We start from the raw sequence: 25130 nt of genomic DNA on the forward strand, positions 1-25130 counted from the left end.
AAACACAATTATTCTGATGGGCTAGTCGCAGGTTTGGCCTAATTTAGCGTTATCTCACCTAAATCCAAGTAAGCACCAGGTTTAAGCTGCATATCGTAGCTAAGCCTATCGCCAATAGTTAACTGGTAATCTCCAGGTACGATACGATCGAAAATAAATACCCCATCAAACTCAACTCTGACTGCATACTCTCTATCCGATGAACTACTTTTCAACACGATGGATAGTCCCTTTGCCGGACTGCCAGACGTGTTCAACACCTTCCCTTCCATTTCAGCGGTATATAAAATGGGAAATAAGATCTGCTCTATGTGCCCTGGGTGAGGTTCTACGCTGATCACATTTGCTAATGGAACCAAAAATGGATCTGTTAAACTATTTTCATTTAATCTCAAACGTTGAGCTTGTGTGGTTTGAAGGTGTGTAATCAACAACTCCCCCTTATGATCTGTTTTTAAACTCGGCTTACTATGACCTGAAAATGATAAACCTTTAACAGGGGCTTCTCCTTCATCTTGCTCGCCATTAGCATTATCATCCTGAAACGCTTTTATGGTGATAGCCCCTGTATTGATATAACTGGCACGATCTACCATGAACTTTCCAGCTGTTGGTTGCCATAGAAATGAACTGTTCCATTTTAATTGGGCAAACCAATCTCCGTCTGAATAGTTTTCAACCACTAAACGTACCGCACTTTGATCAAATAAGTATGAAATTGAGTTCCTTATACTGTGGGCCGTTTCCGCTTTTGCTTGATAGCTCATCTCTACCTGATAGTTAAAATCATCACTAAGCGATGTATTTGCATTTATCACCCATTGATTCAGCTCAATATCAGGTAAAATGTCGATATCAAGGTAACTTCTTAAATACCAGTCAGACAATTTACCTGATACTGCAATACGGTTATTGACCGTATCTTGTGAGCGATTAGATTGCCAACGAATATCGTTACTGTAAGACAATCGTTTAAACTGACCCGCTAAACGTCCATTAAGCTGAAAGTATTCACCCACATGGGCATATTCCTTCCAGTTTCCTGACAGAGAAACACTCAAAGACGAAATATCAAGATTGGCATTAAGATTTACGTTCACCTCCTGAGTCAACTGACTTTGTGAATTTTCCCAAGAGTTAAAATCATCAAATAATTGCCAGTCAGCACTCCAATCAAACCGCTCGCTACTGCCTTGTAACACTGTCCCCAAGGCATAACCTTCACCATTATGAGCAAAATTGAGTTGCAATAGGTTCTGACCACCTAAAAGGTTCATGTTAATTTTGGGCGTAAATTGCCAATCGCCCTTAGCATTCTCCTGATTAACCAGTGATATACCAGCTGTTATATTCTCCGTTAATGCCCAATTACTGTGGAGATAATACTGTGCTAACTCATCATCCTCACGGACCATTGCGCCAAAATTAACACCTACACTTCCTTTTTCAAGTACTGAATTATCGAGTACTTTACTGAATGATTCATTGCGACTTTCTCCATTAGGACCAAAGAATCTTAATTGATACTGGTTAGTACCTATATAGAAAGGCACATCAGTAAAACGATACCTAGCATCTGCACCCACCTGTTGAATTGATACTAAACTGTTATTTCTGTACAGCTCCACATCCCAATCAGGTTCAATCTCACCTTCAATGACAATGCTTCTAAAATCGTCTGTAAAACCGTCGCCAGCAGAGATTTTAATCCCAAGCCCAGCCATTGATTCAGACACGAGTGGCAAGGAGTGCGAGTCAACGCTACCAACCCGGTAATGCTTAATCCAACTGTCTTTTTGATATTTTTCCACATACCCATTAAGGTATTGACCCGAATCAGACCAAGAATATCCGACATAGGCATTATGTCCGCCCAGATCACTACGAAGTTGAACAAAGCCTTCATCACTGATTTTTTGTGTTTCTAATACTTTTTGGGATACGAGACCAAGATCAACGTGGCCGGCGAGATCGCCTACCAATGCATTCTGACTGTCTACAACCAATATGTGTTGTAACTCACGTCTCTTTTTCTCAGCTTCAAATGCTTTAAACCTTTCTTGCCTAGCAAGTAATAAAGAGAGTGGTATATCGTCAGATACTTGAATGGTGAACCTTTGCCTTAGTCCATCAAATGAGATGGTCAGCCCGAACATGCTTTCAACAAGTCGCACGTCTAAATACAGATCCCAATCATCATAAAAAACCTGACCATTTGGGATATCGCACACACCATTATTAGCCCAGTAACTTAACAGACCATTACTTAATTCAATTTCTCTTTCTGGATCGAGATACCAACCATTCAGAGATGAAGTCGCTTCGTCAACTTGAACGGGTAAAAGTAATAGTTCTGCAAATAATTGTATTGGAAGGTATTGAACTGCGCCTTCTTGATAGGCAAATAACTCATCACTGAGTACCTCCTGACCGTATTTTAATTGACTAATAATGAAATATTCATCGGACGTGGGTTGGCGTTGATAAGAATATGAGCTCACTCGATTACATATCGAATATTGATGTGCCGAAACATCAGTGTTTTCTTGAGCAAACCCCGTAGATAACGCCACTAACTCTTGCTGCTGGCTTATATTCTGTCTTGGAGACCCTAGTATTTTCCCTTGGATCTTCCCCTTAGTAACCAAAGATGTATTGATAGACTCAGTATCATAAGAGTTGGGCGCTTTCTCTTTAAGGACCTTTTTATGGCTAGCACTTACTTGAGTTAATTCAGAAACAAATGCCTTGATACTAGCTTGATTAGCGTCAGATTTTTTATCACCATTCGTATTTGTTGATTCTTTTATTTTCCCATGTAAGTCATGGATTTTTTGTGGCCTAATATCATTGTCATCATTTTGAGACGTTACATTTTCATGGGGATCATTGATGACTTCATCGACGCTAAAATCTGCACCAATTAAGGCCGATTTATCCTTGGTGTTTAAGTCGAAAAGATTTTCCCAATACAAAGATATAATTAAAACAAAGACACAAACGATAAAAATCGCAATAAGCACAAATCTGAATGATCTATGCCATAAAGCGATCTGAGAAGAAATATTGAAGAGCACGTTTAAGAACTATCGTTACATGACTAGCCTATTTTCAACGGTTTTGGCCTCGGATAGGCTTTCACTTTCGCGGTATCGCACCAGTAATTCAGTGCCTGACGTCATCGGTTTTGTTAAATCGATAGAGAAGGTTCGCTTTGCAAGCTCAGTATAAATGACAGCGTTTTTATAATTGCCAACACTCGCCACTTCTTTGCCACCTGACATCTCTATTATTTCAATATCACCATAGCTGCTCCTCTCCCCTTCACGGGTTAAGGTTACTTCAACACTGGCTTTGGTGGCTTCATTCATCACAGTTTCAATTTGAACTTCAGAAGCGAGCTCGCCTACCCTCAAAATAACAGGGATAGATATTCGCATATAGGCCTGTACTGATAAGCTTAAGGTCATGCTCTGCTTAGCAGCGTCATTGTCAGCCACTTCTGGTGCTAAAGGGATCTGATGAAATACGATGTAACTTCTGTACTCGCCTTTAACTGTCGCTTTAGGTAAACGTACAGCCATTCTAACCCGAGTGCCCTGCTCAGGTTCTAAACTCACACGCCTTGGAGAGTAGCGAACAAACTTAGCTAAAGAAGTCGGAGAAGTATCAAGCGTGACATAATCCCCTGTTGGGAGCAGTGCTTTATTTTCAAAATAAATATTATAGCGAGAAACACTCTTGCCTTTATTCACTAGAGAAAAAACAGCACTGAGTTGCTCCTTATCGTCTAACTCAACTCTAGTAGGGGTCACTAGCAAGTTAGCTTGAACATTAAAACTAAAAACGAAGGCTAAAAAGCCCCAAAAAGTATATTTCATTATTATCGCCCAGCTAATTTATATGAGATTTAGTCTCAATTTTTTATTATTGGTTAGCTTGTACTACGAGCGTGTTTATTATTTAACCGCCACATTATTAATTAAATAACTATAGCGGTTAAAACAACACTTAATTAATAGGTAACATCAACAGTATATGTAAGGTTTTTAGCGCCGGCGACTGCACTCGCAGCTACTATGTCTAATGAAGCACCAACTTTTATTACAGCACTGTTTCCTGTCACTGTAAGAGAAGTATTCGCTACCGATGGTGTAAAAGTCACACCAGGAACAGAAGATGAGTCAGCAGCAGAAAGTGCGATATTCACATTTGTATTATCGGCAGTGATAGTGAACTCACCAGATAATGCAGCACTTCCTCCAGCGACACATGCTGTACCTGATACATCATCAGCATAACCTAACGTACAGTTACCATCAGCTATAATACTAACATCACCAAATTCCATAATAGCAGTTTCAGTAATGGCAATAGGATAAACAAGTTTAAAATTCGCAGTACCCGTAGCTTGGGCAGCATCAGCTTGAGATGCAATTAAAAAAGTAGACGCAACCAGTGTAGAAAGCAGAATGTTATTCTTCATTATTAATGAATCCTAAAATATTTTTATATTATTATTGTGGTTATGCTAAAACGATCACTGATTAAAAGTCATCAGCTCAAAAATAAAGCACAAATCAATGTTAAAGCAGTACTTTAGCGACTGCACATCACTAAGATATCAAAAGACAAACATTTTGCAACAATTTGCTTACATTTTACTTTAATTAACATTACTATTATTGAAACACCCCCAAACCTTATTCCATGTAACACAGATTTGAGTGTGATAAATTAAAATAATATTCTTCTGATACATTGATATACAAATAAACCTTATTTTTATTATGGGATTTATTATTCTAGTTATAAATTAACCCTGTATTTAATGCGAGTATTGTTGACGTATGACAATTGAACTAATTAAAGTGATAACGACAATAGGTTAATATGTACCACAATTATAAATATACTGAAAAAAATTTAAATTTAGCATTTCCGATATTTAAGGAATATTTGCGTCCCCTAATACAATCTGCTCATTTTTACATCAGCACCATTATTCTACCAATTGCTTTTGTTAATATTTTCATGCTACCAAATGCCCTTGCTGCAATATCAATCACTGAGATACAACCTCTTAAGTACCCGAGTGTATTAAAAAATAACAATAAAAGTACTGTGGTTTTAGTTAACTGGAAAGGAGCGCTTGGCAATGCAACCAATGCGGCACTATTAGATAATGACTATCAACAAGGTCGATACCTCATCACGTCGGATACAAGTGCACTTATCTCGATTGACTTTGTGCAGCTCGCAAATGAAAAAAAAATTAATTTAAAAAACCTACGCGTAAGATATAAAAATAAGACCCTTAAGAATTTTCCATCTAGTGGCTTAGCGAATCCAGGCGTTAATGGGGAATATATAGAAATAGGCGCTAAGGTCGTAGCAGGTAAAAATGCAACTACGGGACTGAAATCACCGCAGTACAGCTTAATCATCGAAGAGCAATGATGCATTACTCTTCGCAGTTAGTTACCCATTATTTTTCTGGTTGGATAATATCAAAATGCTTATACGCACGATCGGTGGCAATTCGACCTCTAGGTGTGCGTTGGATAAAACCTTGTTGGATCAAGAAAGGCTCGAGCACATCTTCAATCGTTTCACGTTCTTCACCAATGGCTGCAGCCAAATTATCTAGGCCCACTGGCCCACCCATAAACTTATCAATGATGGCTAAGAGTAACTTTCTGTCCATGTAATCAAAGCCTTCTGCGTCGATATCAAGCATGTCTAACGCGAGATCGGCAACTTTCTTGTTGATCTCACCATCATACTTAACCTCTGCATAATCACGCACTCGCCGTAGCAAACGATTGGCGATTCTCGGCGTACCGCGAGAACGTTTTGCCAGCTCAATAGCGCCCTCTTCATCTATAGGCAGTTCAAGCACTTTAGCTGAGCGGGTCACAATGGTGCTCAAATCTTTAACATTATAGAACTCTAGCCTAAGTGGAATGCCAAACCGGGCTCGCAATGGAGAGGTTAACGCACCAGCACGAGTTGTGGCTCCAATAAGCGTAAACGGAGGTAAATCTAACTTTATTGAACGCGCTGCAGGACCTTCACCAATCATAATATCTAGCTGATAATCTTCCATCGCTGGGTACAATATCTCTTCAACCACCGAACTTAAACGGTGGATTTCATCGATAAATAACACATCCCCCTCTTCAAGGTTTGTCAGCAGTGCAGCAAGATCGCCGGCTTTTTCCAACACAGGCCCTGAAGTGGATTTTATGTTCACTCCCATCTCATTAGCGACAATCATGGCTAACGTGGTTTTACCTAAACCTGGCGGGCCGTAGATCAACATGTGATCCAGTGCTTCGCCACGCTTTTGAGCCGCTTGAATAAATATTTTTAACTGAGCACGGCTGTCATCTTGACCTGTGTACTCATCGAGCATTTTGGGGCGCATAGCCCTATCAATTTGCTCATCACGCTCTTCGAAACCTTGGGGTTCAGCATGAATTAAACGATCCGCTTCTATCATCTCTTTCTCAATTTATAATTATAACATCGACTTAAGTGACGACTTGATCAATGCTTCAGTGCTCATGCCTTCTTCAAAGACCGCAGATACCGCTTTGCTAGCTTGAGCAGGTTTGTAGCCTAATGATAGTAACGCAGCAATCGCATCTTCTTCGGCCGTATTGATAACAGCTTTAGGTGCATAGTTAGACTTAAGCATAAATTCACGCTCAGAGCCGGCAGAGGCTTCCATTAAACTCTTAAGTTTGTCTCTCATCTCCACCAGTAGTCTTTCAGCGGTTTTCTTACCAACACCGGGTAACTTCACCAAGGTCGCGATATCATCTCGCTCAACACAGGCAACAAACTCACTCGCTGTCATACCTGATAATATGGTTAATCCAAGTTTCGGCCCAACTCCATTCGTCTTGACTAATAAACGAAACAGCGCTCTCTCCTGCTTGGTAATAAAACCATAAAGTAATTGTGCATCTTCACGCACCACAAAGTGGGTATACACTATCGCTTCTTGATGTAGGTCTGGAAGCTCATAAAAGCTGGTCAAAGGCATATGAACTTCATACCCTAAACCTGCCACGTCGATTAAAATTTCTGGAGCCTGCTTTTCAATCAGGATCCCGCGTAAACGACCAATCATTTGTAACGTCCGTATGTCTGTGCGTTGGCTCTTCCACCCAGTGCGATTAAGCTCTGACTTGTATGAAAATGGCAGATGGCGACGCCGAGTGCATCGGCAGCATCAGCCTGGGGAGCCGCTGGGAGTTTTAAGATCTGTTGAACCATATGTTGAACTTGCGACTTTTCTGCTCGACCAGTGCCTACAACCGAACTTTTTATCTGGGTTGCAGAGTATTCGGCAACAGGTAAATTGGCATTCGTTGCAGCGACAATAGCTGCGCCACGTGCTTGGCCTAATTTAAGTGCTGAATCAGGATTTTTAGCCATAAAAACACGTTCGATTGCGAAAAGATCGGGCTGATATTGACGGATAATTTCTGAAACGCCATCAAATATCTGTTTAAGTCGATAAGGGAAATCTTCCGAAGCAGTACGGATACATCCACTGCCTAAATAGATTTGGCTTCGACCATTACACTGGATCACACCATATCCGGTGATCCTTGAACCGGGATCGATTCCAAGAATTATTGCCATACTTTACTCTAACGACTCCATAATTTCGTCTGATATTGCCGCATTGTGGTAGACCTCTTGAACATCATCGTGCTCTTCAAGATTATCGATTAATCGCATAAACTTCGGCGCTGTGCTGGCATCAAGATCGGCTTTTAATGATGGGATCATAGTGACCTCAGCATTAACAGATTCAAAACCTGCAGCGTCAAGTGCATCTTTAACAACACCAAAATCCTCTGGTGCACTAAATACATCGATAGAGCCATCTTCATGTGTGATCACATCATCGGCGCCAGCTTCTAGTGCTGCATCCATAATTTGATCTTCGTCGACACCGTCTTCATAGGAGATAACTCCACGCTTATCAAAAAGATAAGACACAGAGCCGTCGGTACCGAGATTTCCACCTGACTTGCTAAACGCGTTACGGACACCAGACACGGTACGGTTTTTATTATCCGTCATGGTTTCAACGAGAACCGCAGTTCCACCAGGGCCATAGCCTTCATACATGATCGTTTCAAGTATTTGCCCATCGAGTTCGCCTGCGCCTCGTTTTATGGCACGTTCAACCGTATCGCGAGTCATATTATTCGATAGTGCTTTATCAATTGCGGCGCGAAGTCGAGGGTTAGCATCGACATCTGAACCACCTTCTCGGGCTGCAACAGTCAGCTCGCGGATAAACTTGGTAAACAGCTTACCGCGTTTCGCATCTTGAGCCGCTTTACGGTGTTTGATATTGTCCCATTTACTATGACCTGCCATATATCATTCTCCTTATGTCGAGACAGAAAAAACGCTTAAAAAAGCCGAGATAAACTCGGCTATTTTAACGATTAAGCTTGCTCTTCTTGGTTATCTTGGGTTTCGGTAACCTCGATACCTAGCTCAACTAACTGAGCAGGGTTGGCATAACCTGGTGCATTCGTTAAAGGACAAGCTGCCGTTGTGGTTTTTGGGAAAGCCATCACATCACGAATAGAACTTGCACCAGTCATTAGCATGACAATGCGATCTAAACCAAATGCTAAACCAGCATGAGGCGGCGTACCATAGCGTAATGCTTCAAGTAAGAAACCAAACTTCTCATTGGCCTCTTCCTCTTCGATACCTAAGATACGGAAAACGGCTGATTGCATTTCACTGTTGTGAATACGTACAGAACCGCCACCTAACTCACAACCGTTCAATACCATGTCATAGGCATCTGAAATAGCAGCAGTAGGATTCGCCTCTAGTTGCTCAGGTGTAATGCCCATTGGCGCGGTGAACGGGTGATGCATTGCATGTAACCCACCGTCAGATGTTGGTTCAAACATTGGGAAATCAACAACCCATAATGGCTTCCACTCACCTTGAAGCAAGTCGAAATCTTCACCTGCTTTAAGACGCAATGCCCCCATCGCTTCGGAAACGATATTAGCTTTATCTGCACCAAACAAGATCAGATCGCCTGTCTTAGCATTAGTACGATCAAGTAAACCGTTAACGACATCTTCGCTAAGGAACTTAAGTACTGGCGATTGAATGCCTTCAAGACCTTTTTCAAGATCGTTAACCTTCATCCAAGCTAACCCTTTAGCGCCATAGATGGTGGCATATTTAGCATATTCATCCAGTTGCTTACGAGACAGCTTAGCACCGCCAGGGATACAAAGAACGGCAACCCGTCCTTCTGGATCGTTTGCAGGGCCATTGAATACAGCAAACTCAACCTCTTTAACGAGATCGGCAACATCAATCAATTCAAGCGGGTTACGTAGATCTGGCTTATCAGAGCCGAAACGACGCATTGCTTCAGCAAATGTCATCTTAGGGAATTCACCTAAATCAACATTTAACAGGTCATTAAATAGACCGCGTACCATCTCTTCTGTTTTTTCCATCACTTGTGCTGACGTCATAAACGAAGTTTCAATATCTATCTGAGTAAATTCAGGCTGACGATCGGCTCGCAGATCTTCATCACGGAAACACTTAACGATTTGATAATAACGGTCGAAACCAGACATCATTAACAACTGTTTAAAAAGCTGTGGTGATTGAGGTAATGCAAAAAACTGACCTTTATAGGTACGGCTTGGCACTAAGTAATCACGTGCACCTTCTGGTGTCGCTTTGGTTAGTATCGGCGTTTCAATGTCTAAGAAACCGCTGTCATCAAGGAAACGACGCACGGCACTGGTCACTTTTGAACGGAAAACAATACGATCAGCCATCTCTGGACGGCGAAGATCTAAATAACGGTATTTTAATCTTTGCTCTTCAGTGTTGTGCTGATTTTTGTCCATGTTAATCGGCAACGGCGCTGAGCTGTTTAAGATTGTTAGGCCCTTGCCTAAAATCTCAATCTCACCAGTGCGCATATCTTGATTAATTTGGCTATCTGGACGAGCACGAACAACGCCGGTTACCTGAACACAAAATTCACTGCGCAGTGTACTCGCAACATCGAACACCTCAGGTAAATCAGGATCATAAACAACCTGAACTATGCCTTCTCTATCACGTAGATCAAGAAAAACAACACCGCCTAAGTCACGACTACGGTTTACCCAACCTACTAAGGTTACTTCTTGTCCAACGTGAGACTTATTAACGTCTCCACAATATTGACTGCGCATCTAACTCTTTCCTTTATCCGCAAACCTATGGCTGAAGAATATTCTAAACAACACAAAAGCGGCATTATAGTTAAATATTGCCGATTAAAAAACAACTTCACCGTTAGTCGATGAAGTATCACTCAATTAGTGAACTAAATACACACGAAATGAGTTTACATTGCTATATTATCATGATGATTTATAACAATTTCCACCACTTTCTTTCGCCTTAAACATTAATTTCTCAGCCGCGTTAAGTAATTCGGCTGCACCGTCCCCATCTGAAGGGTATCTAGCAACACCAATACTGGTGTGAATATTGACCTGCAACTGCTCAACATCAAAGTCATCAGATAGGTGATTAATAATATTTTCAGCCACCTGACACACGATATCCAAGGATTTGGTGCGGTTCAAGATAACCACAAACTCTTCACTGCCAAACCGTGCGACAGTATCCGAACGCCTTACCGACTTTGTGATTAGCTCGGCTAACGTCTTAGTCAATTGCTCGCCAGCATGATGGCCACATTGAGCGTTAATTGACTTTATTCCATCAAAGCCGACAAATAAGATAGCAAAAGTCGATAATTCTCGAGCATGCAGTAATATAGTTTGCTCTAGTCTATCATTCAGCAAAGTTCGATTTGGCAATGCCGTTAACGTATCATAGTGAGTCAAATCTAACAGTTGACGTTCTAAGCGCTTCCTTTTATCAACCTCTCTACCCAGCATGATCTTGAGTGATATTAATAACACAACAAACATGAAAAGTATCAAACCGAACACTAGGTTCCATTGAGATTTAGCGCTAGACAACTCCCCTGCAGTAGGAATAACCCAACGCTGATATATCTTTTGACGGCTTGATTGTTCAACACTCTCTAGTACCTTGTTAATTAGCGGCACTAACTCGGCTTTACTCGGATGAACACCAAAGTGACTTTGCTGCTCAGAGAAATCCGCGAGTACTGACATCTTCAACTGACTCATCTCACTTTGCTTTAATTGAGCTGCCATGTTGATGACTTTCTCAATAAAGGCATCAGCTAAACCATCAGTGACCGCTTTTAGCCCTGCTTCAGTATCAGCAACCAGCACTAACTCAACCCCGAACTCAGGCCCAATTAATTCATTAATCAATTGGTAACCTTCAACAACGGCGACTCTTTGTCCTTTGAGTTGTTGAATATTAAAAACTGATTCTTTATCCATAGGCGTAGCGAGTGCCCAAGGGGAAGGCCAATATGGCTCACTAAACATCAAGGCTTTTAAACGCTCTTGAGTGGACGCCACGCTGCCGGCAATATCAACTTCTCCACTAATAAGAGCAGATATCAGCCCTTGCCACTCTTGATACTCAACCGCCTCTACTTTAATACCGAGTCTATCCTGTAAAAGCTGTATAAGCTCACCGTTTACACCAGCAAAATCACCTTGACTGTCAGTAAACTCCATCGGCTTCCAGTTTTTTTGATAACCCACTTTTAGTGTCGGTAAACGCTTAAGATACTCACTCTCCTGCGTCGATAGCTGTATTGACGCTAGCTCATCAACAAAAATTCGATTGTTATTGTCGAGCATCCATTTTTGTTCTATCTCAGCCAACTCCACACGACTGATGAGTGCAAAACCTTGTTTGATGCTCTCTGAGAGTTCGGAATTCCCCCCTGCGGATAATACATAGATATCAGTGCTGTATTCCAATCCCATAAATTGATAAAAATCAGGTGCTACGCCCTTTTGCACCAAATAGTGCTGTGTCCATGCAGAGGAAGCAACGAAACTTGAGATCTCGTCACTGATAACGGCCTCAATCATGGCATCCACCGAGCCATAAAGTCTTATATCAGCATCTGGTAATTCTAGTGAGAGCTTATCCAGATAAGGGGCAGTAGGCACAGCGCCTATTCGAGAATGAGTCAATTCGTCGAGCGAGCCAATGGGTTTATTTAAACTAAATAGACGGCTTTTTACACGGTAAAGCAGCTCTTCTCTTTGTAAACCCGTTTTAAGGCTCTCACTTTCTGGGTAACCTATGTGCACATCCGCTTTTCCTTCACGTACAAGCGCAATCGTGCTCTTCATCGTACCTTGTGTGAATGTTATCGGAACACCTGTTTTCTCTGACCACAAATCCCACATATCGACATATAAGCCATGGAGGTTTCCATCTCCTCCGATGTTGACATAAGGTTCAATGTTCACCGTCGACGCTATCCGTATTCCTCCTTTTTGTTGGCCTGCGCCCAGCCAATACACCTCAATCTCACTCATCCGCTCATCTGGGATCTGGCTAAAACCAATGTCTATCTGCTGAATAAGGGAAGCTTGCCCATTGATGATCACAGGTCTGATTTCGTTCTGTTTTATGAGCAACCGATTCGAAGTGGGAAATAACGCGGTAACTTGGTTGTGAGCGCTATTATTTGCATTTACTTCACTATCTGCAAATGCAAATACCTCTCCAGCCAATGCTCCCTGTAACAAGTCTTGACGATTGTTGTAGCGTTTAAACACCAACCCAGGCTCAACAGCTAATAATTCATCTTCGCAAGAGGAATCAGAAACGATGCCGATTTTATAGGGTTGAAGCTCAGAAATATTGCGTTTGTTTATCATAGAGGCACTTAAATAAAGATAGCTGTTAGCCGACCAAATTGGCTTAGCAACATCAAATTGCTCTTTGCTCTCAAGTCTTCCAGTCGTGCCAATATGGACAATAGTCTGATCAATATCGTCCCTAACGAGAACATCTTCCCAATCACGGACAACAAACTCCACGTCAATGGCTGTTAGTAAAGACCAATCCTTCCACAGGTCCACAAGTATTCCTTGTGGTGCGCCTTTATCGTCAATGAATTGGTACGGGTAGCTATCAGCATTCATTACGACAATAAGAGGCTGTTCTTCAACAGCAAATAGCGAAGATGAGAAGAATACAAGGTAAAGAATGCATAACAATTGGTTAAATAACTTCAAATCCACTTCCCGAAAAGTCACTAAAATGTATATATAATGTTGCTTTTACGCTATTAGACAAAATTTTATCATAAATATCCAGTCCTAGACTTGCTGCAAACAGTGATGATTCGTTAGAATGACACGTTGAATTTACACATTAAAAATGAATGAACACTTCTCAAGATACTATCTACGCACAAGCATGTGAAAACATTAGCGACTTTCAATTTGATGAAAAGGTAGCTGGCGTTTTTAATGACATGATCCGACGCTCTGTTCCAGGTTATGGTCAGATCATAAAAACTCTTGGCGATCTTGCCGATAAATACGTCACTCCGGATAGCCGTGTTTACGATCTCGGTTGCTCCCTTGGGGCCGCGACATTAAGTATTCGCCGCAACATCGGCTCAAGAAATTGCACCATTGTGGCAGTCGACAATAGTGAGTCCATGATTGGACGTTGCCAAGAAAACTTAGGCGCCTATGTCAGCGACACACCTGTTGATCTTATTTGTGGTGACATTCGGGACATTAATATTGAAAATGCTTCCATGGTTGTACTTAATTTTACCATGCAGTTTTTGGCACCAAAAGACAGAGAGTCTCTGCTAAACAATATTTACCAAGGACTCAAGCCTGGCGGCATTTTAGTGCTCTCTGAAAAGTTAAACTTTGAAGATGATTCAGTGCAAAGTTTACTTGATGATCTTCACCTCGACTTTAAAAGGTCTAATGGTTACAGTGAATTAGAGATAAGTCAGAAACGAAGCTCATTAGAGCATGTCATGAAACCTGATACATTGCATCAGCATGAAGTCAGATTAAAAGAGCAAGGCTTTAAACATTTTAACGTGTGGTTTCAATGTTTCAACTTTGCTTCTATGGTTGCGATTAAATGATGTTTTTTACGCCATTACATCTATGGAACAAATTAACCCGTTCTTTTCCATTATATGGTTCAATTTCTCACTCCTCTAAGGTGGCTTTCCAGTGATCAGTTTTAGTTCATTTTACAAAAAAATTGCAGACTCAAGCCTTCAGCATTGGCTGGAAACATTGCCAGCTATTTTAGGTCAGTGGCAACGTGAGCATAAACACGGCACCTTACCTAAATGGGAGAAAGTGCTTAATAAGCTGAACTATCCAGCACCTGACACATTAGATCTTAAGCACTCCGTTACCATCGGCAGTGGCGATCAGTTGTCGCCTGGTGAACAGGAAAAGCTAGAAAACTTACTCCGGATCTTTACCCCTTGGCGCAAAGGCCCTTTTTCTGTCCATGGCATAAATATCGATACAGAGTGGCGTTCAGACTGGAAATGGGATCGTGTTCTTCCTCATCTTTCACCACTGAATAATCGCACCGTCTTAGATGTTGGCTGTGGTAGCGGATATCATATGTGGCGTATGTTAGGTGAAGGCGCTAATCACGTTGTGGGTATTGACCCTTCCACGCTGTTTCTTTGTCAATTTGAGGCAATTAAACGCTTAGCAGGTGAAGACCAGCCCGTACACCTATTACCCTTGGGCATTGAAGACCTGCCACCTTTAGATGCATTTGATACTGTTTTCTCCATGGGAGTGCTATATCACAGGCGCTCACCTATTGATCACTTGTTACAACTTAGGGATCAATTGAGAACAGGTGGTGAACTAGTTTTAGAAACTTTGGTTGTTGACGGTGATGAAAATACCGTTCTGGTGCCCGGTGATAGATATGGCAAGATGAATAATGTATGGTTTCTTCCGTCGGCTGCCGCATTAGCAGCTTGGTTGAAGAAAGCTGATTTTATTGATATTAAATGCGTTGATATCGATGTTACATCCCTTGCAGAACAAAGAAGAACTGATTGGATGCCGAATGAGTCACTGGTTGATTATCTCGATCCAACCAATATAGATTTAACCGTCGAGGGTTATCCTGCGCCTAAACGAGCTACGTTTATCGCAACGAAAAACCAACCAAATAAAGATCTCATGTGATGATTAACTTGTGCTGACAATCTCCACAACACAGAAGATAGTTAGCCTTGGTAGAGATAACCTCAAACTTTGAAGAACAAATACATTAGTAAATGGGAAGCACTATGTTTAAACAGATAATCTGTATTGCGGTAGCGGCTGGCTTAGCTGGCTGTGCAATGACGTCTCAAGAAAACGCAAACTTACCGAAAGCGGTCGATGTTTCGGTTCTAGACTCAAGTTTAGCGCGACAACAAGCAGATTTGATTCAAATCATGGACGAGAACAAAAAGACTCAATCTCTTGCGATAACGGAACTATCGTCACACATAGACACCTTAACGCAAAAGATTTCAACATTAGAACATGCGCCGAAAGAGAAAATCATTTCGATTGCTGAAGATTGCCCTCCATCACCTCTCGCAGGCAAGTTCATCCTAGGTGCTATTGAAAATGTCTATATCGAAGAGCTCAATGCCAGTTTCAATACTCGTATTGACACTGGTGCAGAATCATCGTCCTTAGACTCCCACAACATCATTTTGTTTGAACGTGATGGAAAGCAGTGGGTCAGATTCGATGTATTCACGTTAGGTAAAGAGGCTCCTGCGCAAACTTTCGAATCTAAAGTCGAGCGTTTCGTGCGAATTAAACAAGATTTAGATGAAAAAACTGACCGCCGTCCCGTTATCCATGCGCACCTAAAAATTGGTCAGTATTCCGCAGAAACTGATTTGAACTTGGTTGACCGCAGTCACCTAGACTTCCCTCTTTTACTGGGTCGTAAGTTTATGCAAGATATTGCCGTGGTAGATGTGGGTCAAAGTTATGTCCATGGAAAAAACAAGCCTGTGCTTGTTTCTGAAGAATAGGAATTGTTAAATGCATTCTAAAAAACCTTTTTACATTCTGGTCGCCCTGCTATTTATATCGGGAATTGCTGCCAGTGTGTATCGCGGCATCGAACACAATGTGCCTTTTTTACCAGGCAAACAGATTCAAAGTTGGGCTGTGGACGCGAAAGTCAGTTTCCAAGGAACTGGGGAGCCTGCCGAGGTTTCTTTTTCTCTTCCGAATGACCCCGCTTTCGAAGTCTTAGTCGAAAATGCCTCATCACCTGGTTACGGCTTAACAATCAGCCAAGATAAGCAAGATCGTCGCGCCTTATGGTCAGTGCGTTCAGCAACTGGGCTTCAAAATCTTTATTATAAGGTGACATTAATTCCGACAGGAACCACAACAGTCGTTGCATCTGTCGAGCCATCAACCCCACAGCTCTACATTTGGCCAGCAACTGAAAAAGAAGCTGCCGAACAAGTGATAGAAAAAGTGTGGTCTAAGAGCGCCACCAACATCACTTTTGCACAGCAACTCAATAAAGCATTAAACGCGACTGATAGAACGCAAAACGTTGAGCTGCTTCTGAGCAACAACACTCCAACTAAACTTTTCTTGCACATGCTGCACAGCAAAGGGGTTCCAGCAAAAGAGGTCAGTGGTTTATTTCTTGAAGATCAGCGTCGTAGACAACAGCTAACCAGCTTTGTTGAAGTGTATAACGACGGTGACTGGGTACTTTTCAATCCCGCTGATGGCACACAAGGTCGCGGTGAAAACTTACTCCTTTGGGATCGTTCAGGTCAGTCTACTTTAGATGTTACCGGCGGCGTAAACTCTCAAGTCAACTTCTCAATGCTAAAGGACACACGCTCTGCTTTAGCCACATCTTTGGATGTAATGAACAATAAGGGCACCTTTGATTTTTCTTTATATCAACTGCCTCTGGAAGAACAAAGTCTATTTAAAGGCATCTTACTCATTCCTATTGGCGTGCTAATGGTGGTTTTCCTTCGCGTCATCGTCGGACTTAAAACCTCAGGTACTTTTATGCCAGTTCTCATCGCGCTGGCCTTTATTCAAACAACATTGCTAACCGGATTAGTTGGGTTCATTCTCATCGTCGCGTGTGGCTTAATGATCCGCTCATACCTGTCACAACTGAACCTGCTCTTGATCTCGCGAATATCGGCGGTGATCATCGTCGTGATTGGGATCATAGGGATATTTACCCTTATCTCTTACAAATTTGGGTTAAGTGAAGGCTTAACGATCACTTTCTTCCCGATGATAATCTTAGCTTGGACAATTGAAAGAATGTCTATTCTTTGGGAAGAGGAAGGCCCTAAAGAAGTGGTACTTCAAGGTGGTGGTAGCTTATTTGTCGCCACACTTGCATACCTTGCAATGAGCGCAACTTGGGTTCAGCATTGGGTCTTTAATTTCCTAGGTATTCACCTTGTGATACTGGCTATGGTCTTATTGATGGGTCAATACACAGGTTACCGCTTGCTTGAACTTAGACGCTTCAAGCCATTGGCCGGAGAATAATAGTCATGAGACTTAAATTCGCTTGGCCATCATCGTTGCATAACAACGGTGTATTGGGCATGAACAAACGTAATATTGACTATATTGGTCGTTATAATCCCCGTAAATTTTATAAGCGTGTGGATGATAAATTAACGACTAAGCAACTTGCTATTGCCAACAATATCGCGGTACCTGCACTCATTGGTGTTGTTCGTGAGCAGCATGAGATTGAATCTATCCCTGCGATGGTCAATAACGAAATTGGCTTCGTCATCAAACCTTCAAAGGGCTCTGGCGGTAAAGGCATTTTGGTGATAACCAAGGTTGAAGCTGGACGTTACTTCAAACCCAATGGGCAAGAGGTTAGCCACAGTGAGATCTATCGTCATGTTTCGAACGTCTTAAGTGGTCTCTTCTCATTAGGTGGCTCACCAGATGTCGCCATCGTAGAGGGGCTAATTCAGTTTGATCCTGTATTCGATGGTTACTCCTACGAAGGCGTTCCTGATATTCGCTTAATTGTCTACAAAGGCTTCCCTGTCATGGGAATGCTACGACTATCAACGGCAGCTTCTGATGGCAAAGCTAACTTGCACCAAGGTGCTGTCGGGGTTGGCGTAGACATTGGTACCGGAAAAGGCTTACACGCGGTTCAATTTGATACGCCAGTTGATCTTCACCCTGATACCAATAAAAAACTGATTGATATTCAGGTACCTCAATGGGATTTTCTGTTAAATACAGCGTCAAAAGCCTATGAGATGTCTGAGATGGGTTACCTAGGTACTGATATGGTACTGGATAAAGTTAAGGGACCGCTTCTGCTTGAACTTAATGCAAGACCAGGTTTAGCCATTCAGATCGCCAATGGACGTGGTATTTTACCCTATTTAAATCATGTTGATTCATTAGGCAACCACAATATGACAGTCAATGAAAGAGTAGAATATGCTAAAAAGCATTTTAGCCATAACGCTAAGCTCTAGTCTTTTTATCTGCATCAGTACGGCAGCTTATGCTGCCGTTTCTCCTATCCCTATACTCATTAATCAATGTTTGCAATTGACCCCCCCCCTTGCCCAAAGGGATTTTCATCAACATGACACCAATGATGACGCTGACGCATTACTCCAAAGTTATACATTAGAAAAAGCCCTATTAGGCCTCTTTAATATTAAGGATCGTCTTCAATACTATCGAAGTTTCAATGTGTCCCCGTCACATCGGGAAAACCTGCTGCAATGCCAGCTGCGCCTCTCAGATATGATGAGTGAAACGCTAAATTCGGTGATAGTTCAGAAACTGGCTTTCTCACTAAAAGAGAGCAAAGAGGCTGAGTTACAGCAGTTAAGTATTAGGATAAACACATTAATAAAAGATAGAACCAGCCAAAAAGTAAAATCACAGCTCTATACGGCTCAAGCAAACGTCAAACAGGGATTAAGAAGTCAAAATTTAACCCTAAATTTCGATAGTGCAGATTGCGTTTTACCCAACAACAAAAATCAAGAAAACGGTAAAGATGCCAACTTTCACTTATCTATCGCATCTTATTTGATACGGCAAAATGACGTTCATTGCCAACAACTTGTTTGGCAAGCCTATCAGGGACGCGCAAAAGATAAAAATAGCCAAGCCCTCATGAGAATCGCCAATATTAAGCAGGAGATTGCAGCTCAAGCAGGCTTTGCTGATCACAGTGATTTTGCATTATCGAATCAGTTTCTTTCTTCGGCGCAATTAGTCGCATTATTTCTCAATGCAGAAACAAAAGCGATAAACACATCACCATGGGAGATTGGAAGAGAACTGGCAGCAGCCGTTAAAAGTCCAGTGAAACAAACTACCTCCAGTGCCTTTATCCAGCTTCTCTACAGCAGAGCTAATGAGCTTGGTTTTACATTTGAAATTGTCACCGAGCATATTCACAGAGTCTGGCACAATGGTAGACTTTTAGGTGACATGTATTTCAATGTCGGTGAACGCACACGAGCCCAAAGGTTAAGAGTCCCCGTGCAAGGATTTCAGTTTGGACAAGTTCAGCTCAACACTAAGCCCCTGCTGACGACCTACTGGGACAAACACGACTTAGTATCAGCCATGGCTAACGCTTTATCACAATTATCAGGCACCAGTCATTACTATCTCGTCAATACCTTAGGTGAAACCAATGACACTGCACAACTGGGCAGTCATTGGCTGGAATATTTTCTGTCTGAAGGTGTATTAGAGCCTAAACAGCCTGAAAGTAGGGAAGATAAGATTGTGAAATACTCAACTCAACTGAAAGTATTTCGCGCCAAAGTCGCATTGGACTTCTATCGTAATCGCGAGTCTAAACTGTACAAAAACCTCACTGTAGAGTTCACTAAGTCATTCGGCCAACCGTGGGATGAACCAGAGAATCACCCTTATAGTTTTCTGGCCATCACAGACCTAGGGCCACTTTATTACCAAGATATTTGGCAAGAAGAACTCGCCCTCTTAATTTATCAATCTACTCGTGGTTGTCCAGATCAGCAGAGTGTATTCGAGCTTTTATTAATCAATGAAGATTCACTTAGTCTTGAACAGAGATTAACCACCTTATTAAATCAATCCATCGACCCCATTTCACTCATTAAAAGGATACAAGATGCATCCAATGTTGAAGACAAGTTTAGTCTCTCTTGCACTCTTTAGTTTCACCACACATGCAGCCACAATATCAGTAAATAACAATGTAAACGTTGCTCCGCTGACACATCAGCAAGTCTATGATGGGATAAAAAGTAATTTAGAAGATCACCTATTTGAGCTACCTCCTAGAGTTCAAGGGCATTACGGTATTAGACAATATCGTATGACAGGCGACGATAAATACGCAAATGCCGCACTAGTCGATCTCTATGCCGTGACGGATTCTCAGGCCTTTTATGCATGTCAGCTCGATATACCCGGCTTTATCGATTCAGAAGCCAAAAAAGCGATTTCAATCTTGGGTAAAGGCCCAAGAGCAAAGGCACGTAAGAAAGCCCTTAAACCGTTTCCTGAGTTTCTGTTTTACACAGACGTTTTACTTCGCTTCTCAAGTCGCATTAATGAATTTGGATTAACAGGCCCTTGTAATGATAAGCTTATCAAAACGTTAAAACAGGCCAATTTAGAGGCCGGGTTAACAGATAAGGCAATGATTAAATCTTGGGCTGCTCAACTCATTAACTATGTATACTGGGCCAAGCAGCTAGGCGTTGGTGATTATTTAGCATCGTACAAGCAAGCTTTTATCGACGTATACCCAAATGAAAAAGACAATAAACTCACCAAAAAACAGTTTAGAAATAAGCTCTACGGCATGACACACTTTATCTTTGCCGCCAGCGAATATTATCAACATGAAGTGGATGCGAAAGAGTTTGCTTGGATATTAACCTATTTCGAAAATAACATTGACCGCATACTGAAAGATGCCACCGATGATATTATTGCAGAGGTAGGAATAAGCTTCCATTTGGCCGGTAAGTCAGACAATGAAGTGGTATCACTTACGCAAGCCCATATTGTGAAAGCCTTCGATCCCCAAGAGCAGTTTATCCTCTCGCCAATGGGCAATCCTGACATGGTGATGGGAGAGCATAGAAATGTACTGGCTATGATGCTACTAGACTGGCCAAAGCAGTTACACCAAGGCCCGTATTTCCATAAGATTGACGCCACTAAGAAGTACTTACCTAAGCTGGTTGATATTAAGGACCTAGATGTAAAAGACTAACCCTTCGCTGAGCGCGAAAATCTTTATACTAATGAATGTGAATCTGGTTAGCCTATCAATTAATGGCTAACCAGATACTGTTAACCTGTTTGGGAACATTTTGCCAACGGGTGATCTAGGTAAGGTTAGTAAGGTAAGAAATGGCTTGGAGTTTACACTGAAAAACTAAACGAGCTTGTCGTTTTTGACCCCGGGAGGTATCGTTCTGATACCGTGTCACTTGAATAACCTGTCGAGGCCGATTCCAAAGTGCGAGCCTGTGATGCCAACTGACTATTAATTCTCTCAATCGTGTCAGCGACAGGGTTTTCCTCTTCTGTTTGCGATACAGTGATATCGCCATCTTCGCTCACTTCTCCGGCTATATTCGCATTAATAGGTTCAAAAGCCGGAATACCTTCAATGGCCGATTCTGCACCAAGTAAAGGCGCCATCTCCTCTATTGATGGAGCATTTTGTAATCTTTCATCTGCCAAGTCAGCCTTAGCCATATTGAGTATTCGCATCGCCTCTGCTGCCACCCGGATATCCGCCATTGATGGATCCGATGGCGCCATTGCAGCCGCGTAAACTTGCCTCATTTTATTGACTGTCGCTAATGGATTGCCCGGTACTGCTGAGATATCAATTGATACTTCACCATCAACAGCATATCGACGCCCGTCACTTCCCTGCTCATAACTCAATTGAGGACTCTGAGCAAAGCTTCCTCCAACACTCGCATGGGCCTGTTCATGAGATCGCACTTCAGCATCTCTTTTTGCAAGCTGTGCAAGCACCTGCTGTTCAACGGCAATAGCTTTGGCTTTATCTGCTTCTACGCTATCAGCTCTATCACTTGTTGAGGCGCTGTTATCGGGTTTGCCCGCAACGGGAGCAAAAATAGGCTTAGTGTCGCCATCTACCTTGTCACCCTCACCTGAAAAGGGGTTCTGCTCATCTATTGCAGATGAATTTTCAACAGGTGAAAAGTTTGGCCGAACATCATTGGCAACAACACTGCTATTGTCAAAGGGATTGGTATTAGCTTGATTCAATGAACCCACTAACGCTTCATTTGCAGCAACGGTTGTTTCAGTATCAGGTTGCGTCACCGCAGTCTTTGAATTCACTAAGCCCGTTATTGAAAGCGCACCTTGAGTTAAACTAAAGTTTACATTAGAAGTAGACGGTGTCACTGCTGTAAATTCCGCCCCAACATCAGATGTTAAGAGAGTTGGAACACTCGGTATATTGACGGCATCAACATGAAGAGAAGCGGATTTGGCTTGCACCAGTGCGGAAGTCGATGGTGGTGGCACTGAAACGGCTGGTGAAGATGAGGTAGATAAAATTGAAGACGTTCGATTTGTGGGTGAAAGGCGATCCCTCCCCCCCGCTAGACCTGACGACAAATTAACGTCTAACATTGAGATTAGACCTCAATGTTGATAATAGTACCTACAGTCTCAGATGAGGTTTCTAACACTTCAGCAGAAGCTTCACCTTGATTTTGCGCTTCAACTGCTGATACCAAGGCTTCGGTTTTATCAACATTCTCAACGGGTCTTGCTTCACTAGACTCAGCACTTGGATTTGGCCGACTCGGTGCTGCAGTTGGTGCGGCTACGTCGACAGTGGCTTGTGTTAAGCCTGACTGAGCACTCTGCAAACCGGCTTGACCGGATGAATAACTGGGTGGTATTTGCATAACATTGACTCCAAAAAAGCTTCAAATAAAAACTAAATATTAGCTCTAACAGTAAGCTCGGAAACACTTTAGGTTTCAAGCTTAATTATTGACCACATCTATTCAGAAGTACAGTTATATACCAAGCCAATTGGAAATCCCTGATTCGGTGGAATTTAATATGCCTTAAGGTTAATGCACAACCTCCTTAGCATTGTGCACCACTAGCATTCACTCAAGATTAGCAAGTTCAAACCCAAGCTGATTCCCAATCTTTCCAAACAGGATTAAACCCTCTCGCTTTCATCGCAGCGCATACCTCATTAGGTGTCCGCTCATCACTAATCTCAAACTGATCTAATTGAGTATCGGGTGCTAAGTAACCACCTGGTTGTGTCGAACTTCCCGCGCTCAATTGCGTCACTCCAAGTCCAAGTAGGTTATCTCGTAATTCAGCGGACTCTCGGGTTGAAAGGCTGATCTCAAGTTGATGATTAAACAGTCTGAACGCACAGATGAGTTGCACCAAGCCTTTATCTGTTAGTTCAACCTTTGGCGCTATTCCTCCAGTACATGGTCGCAGTCTAGGCAAGGACACGCTGTAACGTGTTCGCCAGAAGTGTGATTCTAGATACTCAAGGTGGTGTCCCAATAACAGCGCATCTAAACGCCAATCATCTAAACCAAGCAGCACTCCCAAACCGATTTTATCCACCCCAGCCCTTGCGACTCGCTCCGGTGTTTCGAGTCTATATGCAAAGTCTTTTTTATTGCCCCGAGTGTGATGCTTTGCATAAGTCTGCGGATTGTACGTTTCTTGATAGATCATCACCGCATCAAGCCCAAGCCCGACGAGTTGTGAATACTCAGTCTCTTTGAGCGGCTGAACCTCTATAGCCACATAACTAAAGCTCGCTTTAACACTGGGTAAGACCGAGCTGAAATAATCGATGCCCACTTTGGTTTCATGTTCACCAGACACCAGTAAAATGGAGTCATAGCTCATCGACTTAATGACCGACATCTCAGCGTTTAACTCATCCAAGTTTAAGGTCTTGCGCTTGATACGGTTACTCATGCTAAACCCGCAGTAATCACATTCATTGGCACACAAATTAGACAGGTACAGTGGCAGATACATGCCAATATTGGCGCCGAATCGCTGCCGCGTGAGTAAAGTCGAAGCTTGAGCCATCTGTTCAAGGTAAGGTTCGGCCGCCGGAGACAAGAGAGCCAATAAACTCTCTAGAGAACCTTGTGGGCTCTGTAACGCCTTTTCTACCTCTTTACTTGTGCATGAATACAGCCTTAAGCTCAATTTCTCCCGAGAGAGTCCTTGTAGATAGGAGAGGAAACTCATTTCTCCCCCTCCATTTCATACAAATAATACCGACTTAGGTTAATCATTTAAAAACCCCGTCAATGGGCTGGTATTACTTGCTTGCAGGCTAATTTGGCCTAACCCCGCAAGATAAGCATCCCTCCCCGTTTGCACTGCTTGAGCAAAACAGCGTCCCATGGCGATAGGATTTAAGCTACTTGCGATCGCCGTATTAACTAATACAGCATCAGCGCCAAGCTCCATGGCCCTTAACGCTTGGGAAGGGGCTCCAATGCCTGCATCCACAATCACAGGAATGTTAGCCTGTTCGATAATGATCTTTAAAAATGGCTCGGTGATCAGTCCCTGATTAGAGCCAATAGGACTGCCTAAAGGCATCACGGCCGCACAACCCACCTCTTCTAATCGACGGCAAAACACAGGATCGGCATGCACATAGGGCAATACGATGTAGCCTTTTTCACAAAGGATTCTAGCCGCTTCTAACGTCTCTATCGGATCGGGCATCAGGTATTTTGGATCCGGGTGTATCTCCAGTTTTATCCAAGAGGTGTTTAACACTTCTCGGGCAAGTTCAGCCACAAAGATGGCCTCTTTTGCATTTCTCGCCCCCGCAGTGTTCGGTAGCAGCTTGATCCCACTTTGTAACAGAGGAGATAAAATATCATCGAGACCCGTTTTAAAGTCTAGACGTTTCATCGCCATGGTCACTAATTCTGACTCCGTCGCTCGAATCGCCGCGAGCATAGAGGCAGAAGATGAGAATTTACCTGTGCCAGTAAATAATCTTGATTGGAACTCGTGATCCGCAATTTTTAGCAT

The 25130-nt window shown here is 42.4% G+C and carries 21 protein-coding genes; 8 read left to right on the forward strand and 13 right to left on the reverse strand.

All coding sequences use genetic code 11. The features are described from left to right. Positions 1–38: 38 nt before the first annotated feature. From FN961_RS12485 to FN961_RS12495, 3 genes are all read right to left on the reverse strand, one after another. Positions 39–3023: a carboxypeptidase-like regulatory domain-containing protein gene (locus FN961_RS12485; RefSeq protein WP_185972785.1), complete on the reverse strand. Its 2985-nt coding sequence runs from the start codon at positions 3021–3023 to the stop codon at positions 39–41. 69 nt (positions 3024–3092) lie between these two features. Next, positions 3093–3881 carry a fimbrial biogenesis chaperone gene (locus FN961_RS12490; RefSeq protein ID WP_144040512.1) on the reverse strand — a complete coding sequence of 263 codons (789 nt, stop codon included), beginning with the start codon at positions 3879–3881 and terminating at the stop codon, positions 3093–3095. 134 nt (positions 3882–4015) lie between these two features. Then, complete coding sequence (locus tag FN961_RS12495; protein ID WP_144040513.1) at positions 4016–4486, reverse strand: DUF4402 domain-containing protein; 471 nt, start codon at positions 4484–4486, stop codon at positions 4016–4018. 407 nt (positions 4487–4893) lie between these two features. Here FN961_RS12495 and FN961_RS12500 point away from each other — a divergent pair, with 407 nt between their 5' ends. Beyond that, positions 4894–5460, forward strand: coding sequence for a hypothetical protein (locus FN961_RS12500; RefSeq protein ID WP_185972786.1), 567 nt, complete (start codon positions 4894–4896; stop codon positions 5458–5460). Between the two features lie 28 nt (positions 5461–5488). Here the strand turns inward: FN961_RS12500 and ruvB are convergent, their stop codons facing one another. The 6 genes from ruvB to FN961_RS12530 all read right to left on the reverse strand — a co-directional run bounded on the left by ruvB (position 5489) and on the right by FN961_RS12530 (position 13232). Further along, positions 5489–6505: a Holliday junction branch migration DNA helicase RuvB gene (ruvB, locus tag FN961_RS12505; RefSeq protein ID WP_144040514.1), complete on the reverse strand. Its 1017-nt coding sequence runs from the start codon at positions 6503–6505 to the stop codon at positions 5489–5491. Between the two features lie 18 nt (positions 6506–6523). After that, on the reverse strand, positions 6524–7141 hold the full coding sequence (gene ruvA, locus FN961_RS12510) for a Holliday junction branch migration protein RuvA (RefSeq protein WP_144040515.1): 618 nt from the start codon (positions 7139–7141) through the stop codon (positions 6524–6526). Further along, a complete protein-coding gene (gene ruvC / locus FN961_RS12515) occupies positions 7138–7659 on the reverse strand; it encodes a crossover junction endodeoxyribonuclease RuvC (RefSeq protein ID WP_144040516.1) in 522 nt (173 codons plus the stop codon). The genes ruvA and ruvC overlap by 4 nt, the downstream gene beginning before the upstream one ends. A gap of 3 nt (positions 7660–7662) precedes the next feature. Next, positions 7663–8409 carry a YebC/PmpR family DNA-binding transcriptional regulator gene (locus FN961_RS12520; protein WP_144040517.1) on the reverse strand — a complete coding sequence of 249 codons (747 nt, stop codon included), beginning with the start codon at positions 8407–8409 and terminating at the stop codon, positions 7663–7665. 71 nt (positions 8410–8480) lie between these two features. Continuing rightward, a complete protein-coding gene (gene aspS / locus FN961_RS12525) occupies positions 8481–10268 on the reverse strand; it encodes an aspartate--tRNA ligase (protein WP_144040518.1) in 1788 nt (595 codons plus the stop codon). 171 nt (positions 10269–10439) lie between these two features. Further along, positions 10440–13232 (reverse strand): transporter substrate-binding domain-containing diguanylate cyclase, encoded by a 2793-nt coding sequence (locus FN961_RS12530; RefSeq protein WP_144040519.1) that lies wholly within the window; start codon positions 13230–13232, stop codon positions 10440–10442. Positions 13233–13381: 149 nt separating this feature from the next. Here FN961_RS12530 and cmoA point away from each other — a divergent pair, with 149 nt between their 5' ends. The 7 genes from cmoA to FN961_RS12565 all read left to right on the forward strand — a co-directional run bounded on the left by cmoA (position 13382) and on the right by FN961_RS12565 (position 21297). After that, positions 13382–14113, forward strand: coding sequence for a carboxy-S-adenosyl-L-methionine synthase CmoA (gene cmoA / locus FN961_RS12535; protein WP_144040520.1), 732 nt, complete (start codon positions 13382–13384; stop codon positions 14111–14113). A gap of 91 nt (positions 14114–14204) precedes the next feature. After that, on the forward strand, positions 14205–15197 hold the full coding sequence (gene cmoB / locus FN961_RS12540; RefSeq protein WP_144040521.1) for a tRNA 5-methoxyuridine(34)/uridine 5-oxyacetic acid(34) synthase CmoB: 993 nt from the start codon (positions 14205–14207) through the stop codon (positions 15195–15197). Positions 15198–15301: 104 nt separating this feature from the next. After that, the gene (locus FN961_RS12545) at positions 15302–16048 is read left to right on the forward strand and encodes an ATP-dependent zinc protease family protein (RefSeq protein WP_144040522.1); all 747 of its coding nucleotides are present in this window, start codon (positions 15302–15304) and stop codon (positions 16046–16048) included. Between the two features lie 10 nt (positions 16049–16058). After that, complete coding sequence (locus FN961_RS12550; RefSeq protein WP_144040523.1) at positions 16059–17564, forward strand: inactive transglutaminase family protein; 1506 nt, start codon at positions 16059–16061, stop codon at positions 17562–17564. 5 nt (positions 17565–17569) lie between these two features. Next, positions 17570–18532 carry an alpha-L-glutamate ligase-like protein gene (locus tag FN961_RS12555; RefSeq protein ID WP_144040524.1) on the forward strand — a complete coding sequence of 321 codons (963 nt, stop codon included), beginning with the start codon at positions 17570–17572 and terminating at the stop codon, positions 18530–18532. Then, positions 18495–20228, forward strand: coding sequence for a M2 family metallopeptidase (locus tag FN961_RS12560; protein ID WP_229814696.1), 1734 nt, complete (start codon positions 18495–18497; stop codon positions 20226–20228). The genes FN961_RS12555 and FN961_RS12560 overlap by 38 nt, the downstream gene beginning before the upstream one ends. After that, complete coding sequence (locus FN961_RS12565) at positions 20182–21297, forward strand: DUF3541 domain-containing protein (protein WP_144040525.1); 1116 nt, start codon at positions 20182–20184, stop codon at positions 21295–21297. The genes FN961_RS12560 and FN961_RS12565 overlap by 47 nt, the downstream gene beginning before the upstream one ends. A gap of 152 nt (positions 21298–21449) precedes the next feature. Here FN961_RS12565 and FN961_RS12570 read toward each other — a convergent pair whose 3' ends face one another. The 4 genes from FN961_RS12570 to FN961_RS12585 all read right to left on the reverse strand — a co-directional run bounded on the left by FN961_RS12570 (position 21450) and on the right by FN961_RS12585 (position 25130). Then, on the reverse strand, positions 21450–22706 hold the full coding sequence (locus FN961_RS12570) for a putative metalloprotease CJM1_0395 family protein (protein WP_144040526.1): 1257 nt from the start codon (positions 22704–22706) through the stop codon (positions 21450–21452). A 5-nt stretch (positions 22707–22711) separates the two neighbouring features. After that, a complete protein-coding gene (locus FN961_RS12575; RefSeq protein ID WP_144040527.1) occupies positions 22712–22987 on the reverse strand; it encodes a flagellar basal body rod C-terminal domain-containing protein in 276 nt (91 codons plus the stop codon). A gap of 229 nt (positions 22988–23216) precedes the next feature. After that, entirely contained in the window at positions 23217–24326 is a 1110-nt protein-coding gene (gene thiH, locus FN961_RS12580) for a 2-iminoacetate synthase ThiH (RefSeq protein WP_144040528.1), read from the reverse strand. A 39-nt stretch (positions 24327–24365) separates the two neighbouring features. Further along, positions 24366–25130 (reverse strand): thiazole synthase, encoded by a 765-nt coding sequence (locus FN961_RS12585; protein ID WP_144040529.1) that lies wholly within the window; start codon positions 25128–25130, stop codon positions 24366–24368.

Source organism: Shewanella hanedai (assembly GCF_007197645.1).
GTDB lineage: Bacteria > Pseudomonadota > Gammaproteobacteria > Enterobacterales > Shewanellaceae > Shewanella > Shewanella hanedai.

Bases quoted from the DNA above. Each gene is read 5' to 3' on its own strand.
- FN961_RS12490 (WP_144040512.1), bottom strand. From the start codon at position 3,881: ATGAAATATACTTTTTGGGGCTTTTTAGCCTTCGTTTTTAGTTTTAAT.
- FN961_RS12495 (WP_144040513.1), bottom strand. From the start codon at position 4,486: ATGAAGAATAACATTCTGCTTTCTACACTGGTTGCGTCTACTTTTTTA.
- FN961_RS12500 (WP_185972786.1), top strand. From the start codon at position 4,894: ATGTACCACAATTATAAATATACTGAAAAAAATTTAAATTTAGCATTT.
- ruvB (WP_144040514.1), bottom strand. From the start codon at position 6,505: ATGATAGAAGCGGATCGTTTAATTCATGCTGAACCCCAAGGTTTCGAA.
- ruvA (WP_144040515.1), bottom strand. From the start codon at position 7,141: ATGATTGGTCGTTTACGCGGGATCCTGATTGAAAAGCAGGCTCCAGAA.
- ruvC (WP_144040516.1), bottom strand. From the start codon at position 7,659: ATGGCAATAATTCTTGGAATCGATCCCGGTTCAAGGATCACCGGATAT.
- FN961_RS12520 (WP_144040517.1), bottom strand. From the start codon at position 8,409: ATGGCAGGTCATAGTAAATGGGACAATATCAAACACCGTAAAGCGGCT.
- aspS (WP_144040518.1), bottom strand. From the start codon at position 10,268: ATGCGCAGTCAATATTGTGGAGACGTTAATAAGTCTCACGTTGGACAA.
- cmoA (WP_144040520.1), top strand. From the start codon at position 13,382: ATGAACACTTCTCAAGATACTATCTACGCACAAGCATGTGAAAACATT.
- FN961_RS12545 (WP_144040522.1), top strand. From the start codon at position 15,302: ATGTTTAAACAGATAATCTGTATTGCGGTAGCGGCTGGCTTAGCTGGC.
- FN961_RS12550 (WP_144040523.1), top strand. From the start codon at position 16,059: ATGCATTCTAAAAAACCTTTTTACATTCTGGTCGCCCTGCTATTTATA.
- FN961_RS12555 (WP_144040524.1), top strand. From the start codon at position 17,570: ATGAGACTTAAATTCGCTTGGCCATCATCGTTGCATAACAACGGTGTA.
- FN961_RS12560 (WP_229814696.1), top strand. From the start codon at position 18,495: ATGCTAAAAAGCATTTTAGCCATAACGCTAAGCTCTAGTCTTTTTATC.
- FN961_RS12565 (WP_144040525.1), top strand. From the start codon at position 20,182: ATGCATCCAATGTTGAAGACAAGTTTAGTCTCTCTTGCACTCTTTAGT.
- FN961_RS12570 (WP_144040526.1), bottom strand. From the start codon at position 22,706: ATGTTAGACGTTAATTTGTCGTCAGGTCTAGCGGGGGGGAGGGATCGC.
- FN961_RS12575 (WP_144040527.1), bottom strand. From the start codon at position 22,987: ATGCAAATACCACCCAGTTATTCATCCGGTCAAGCCGGTTTGCAGAGT.
- thiH (WP_144040528.1), bottom strand. From the start codon at position 24,326: ATGAGTTTCCTCTCCTATCTACAAGGACTCTCTCGGGAGAAATTGAGC.
- FN961_RS12585 (WP_144040529.1), bottom strand. From the start codon at position 25,130: ATGCTAAAAATTGCGGATCACGAGTTCCAATCAAGATTATTTACTGGC.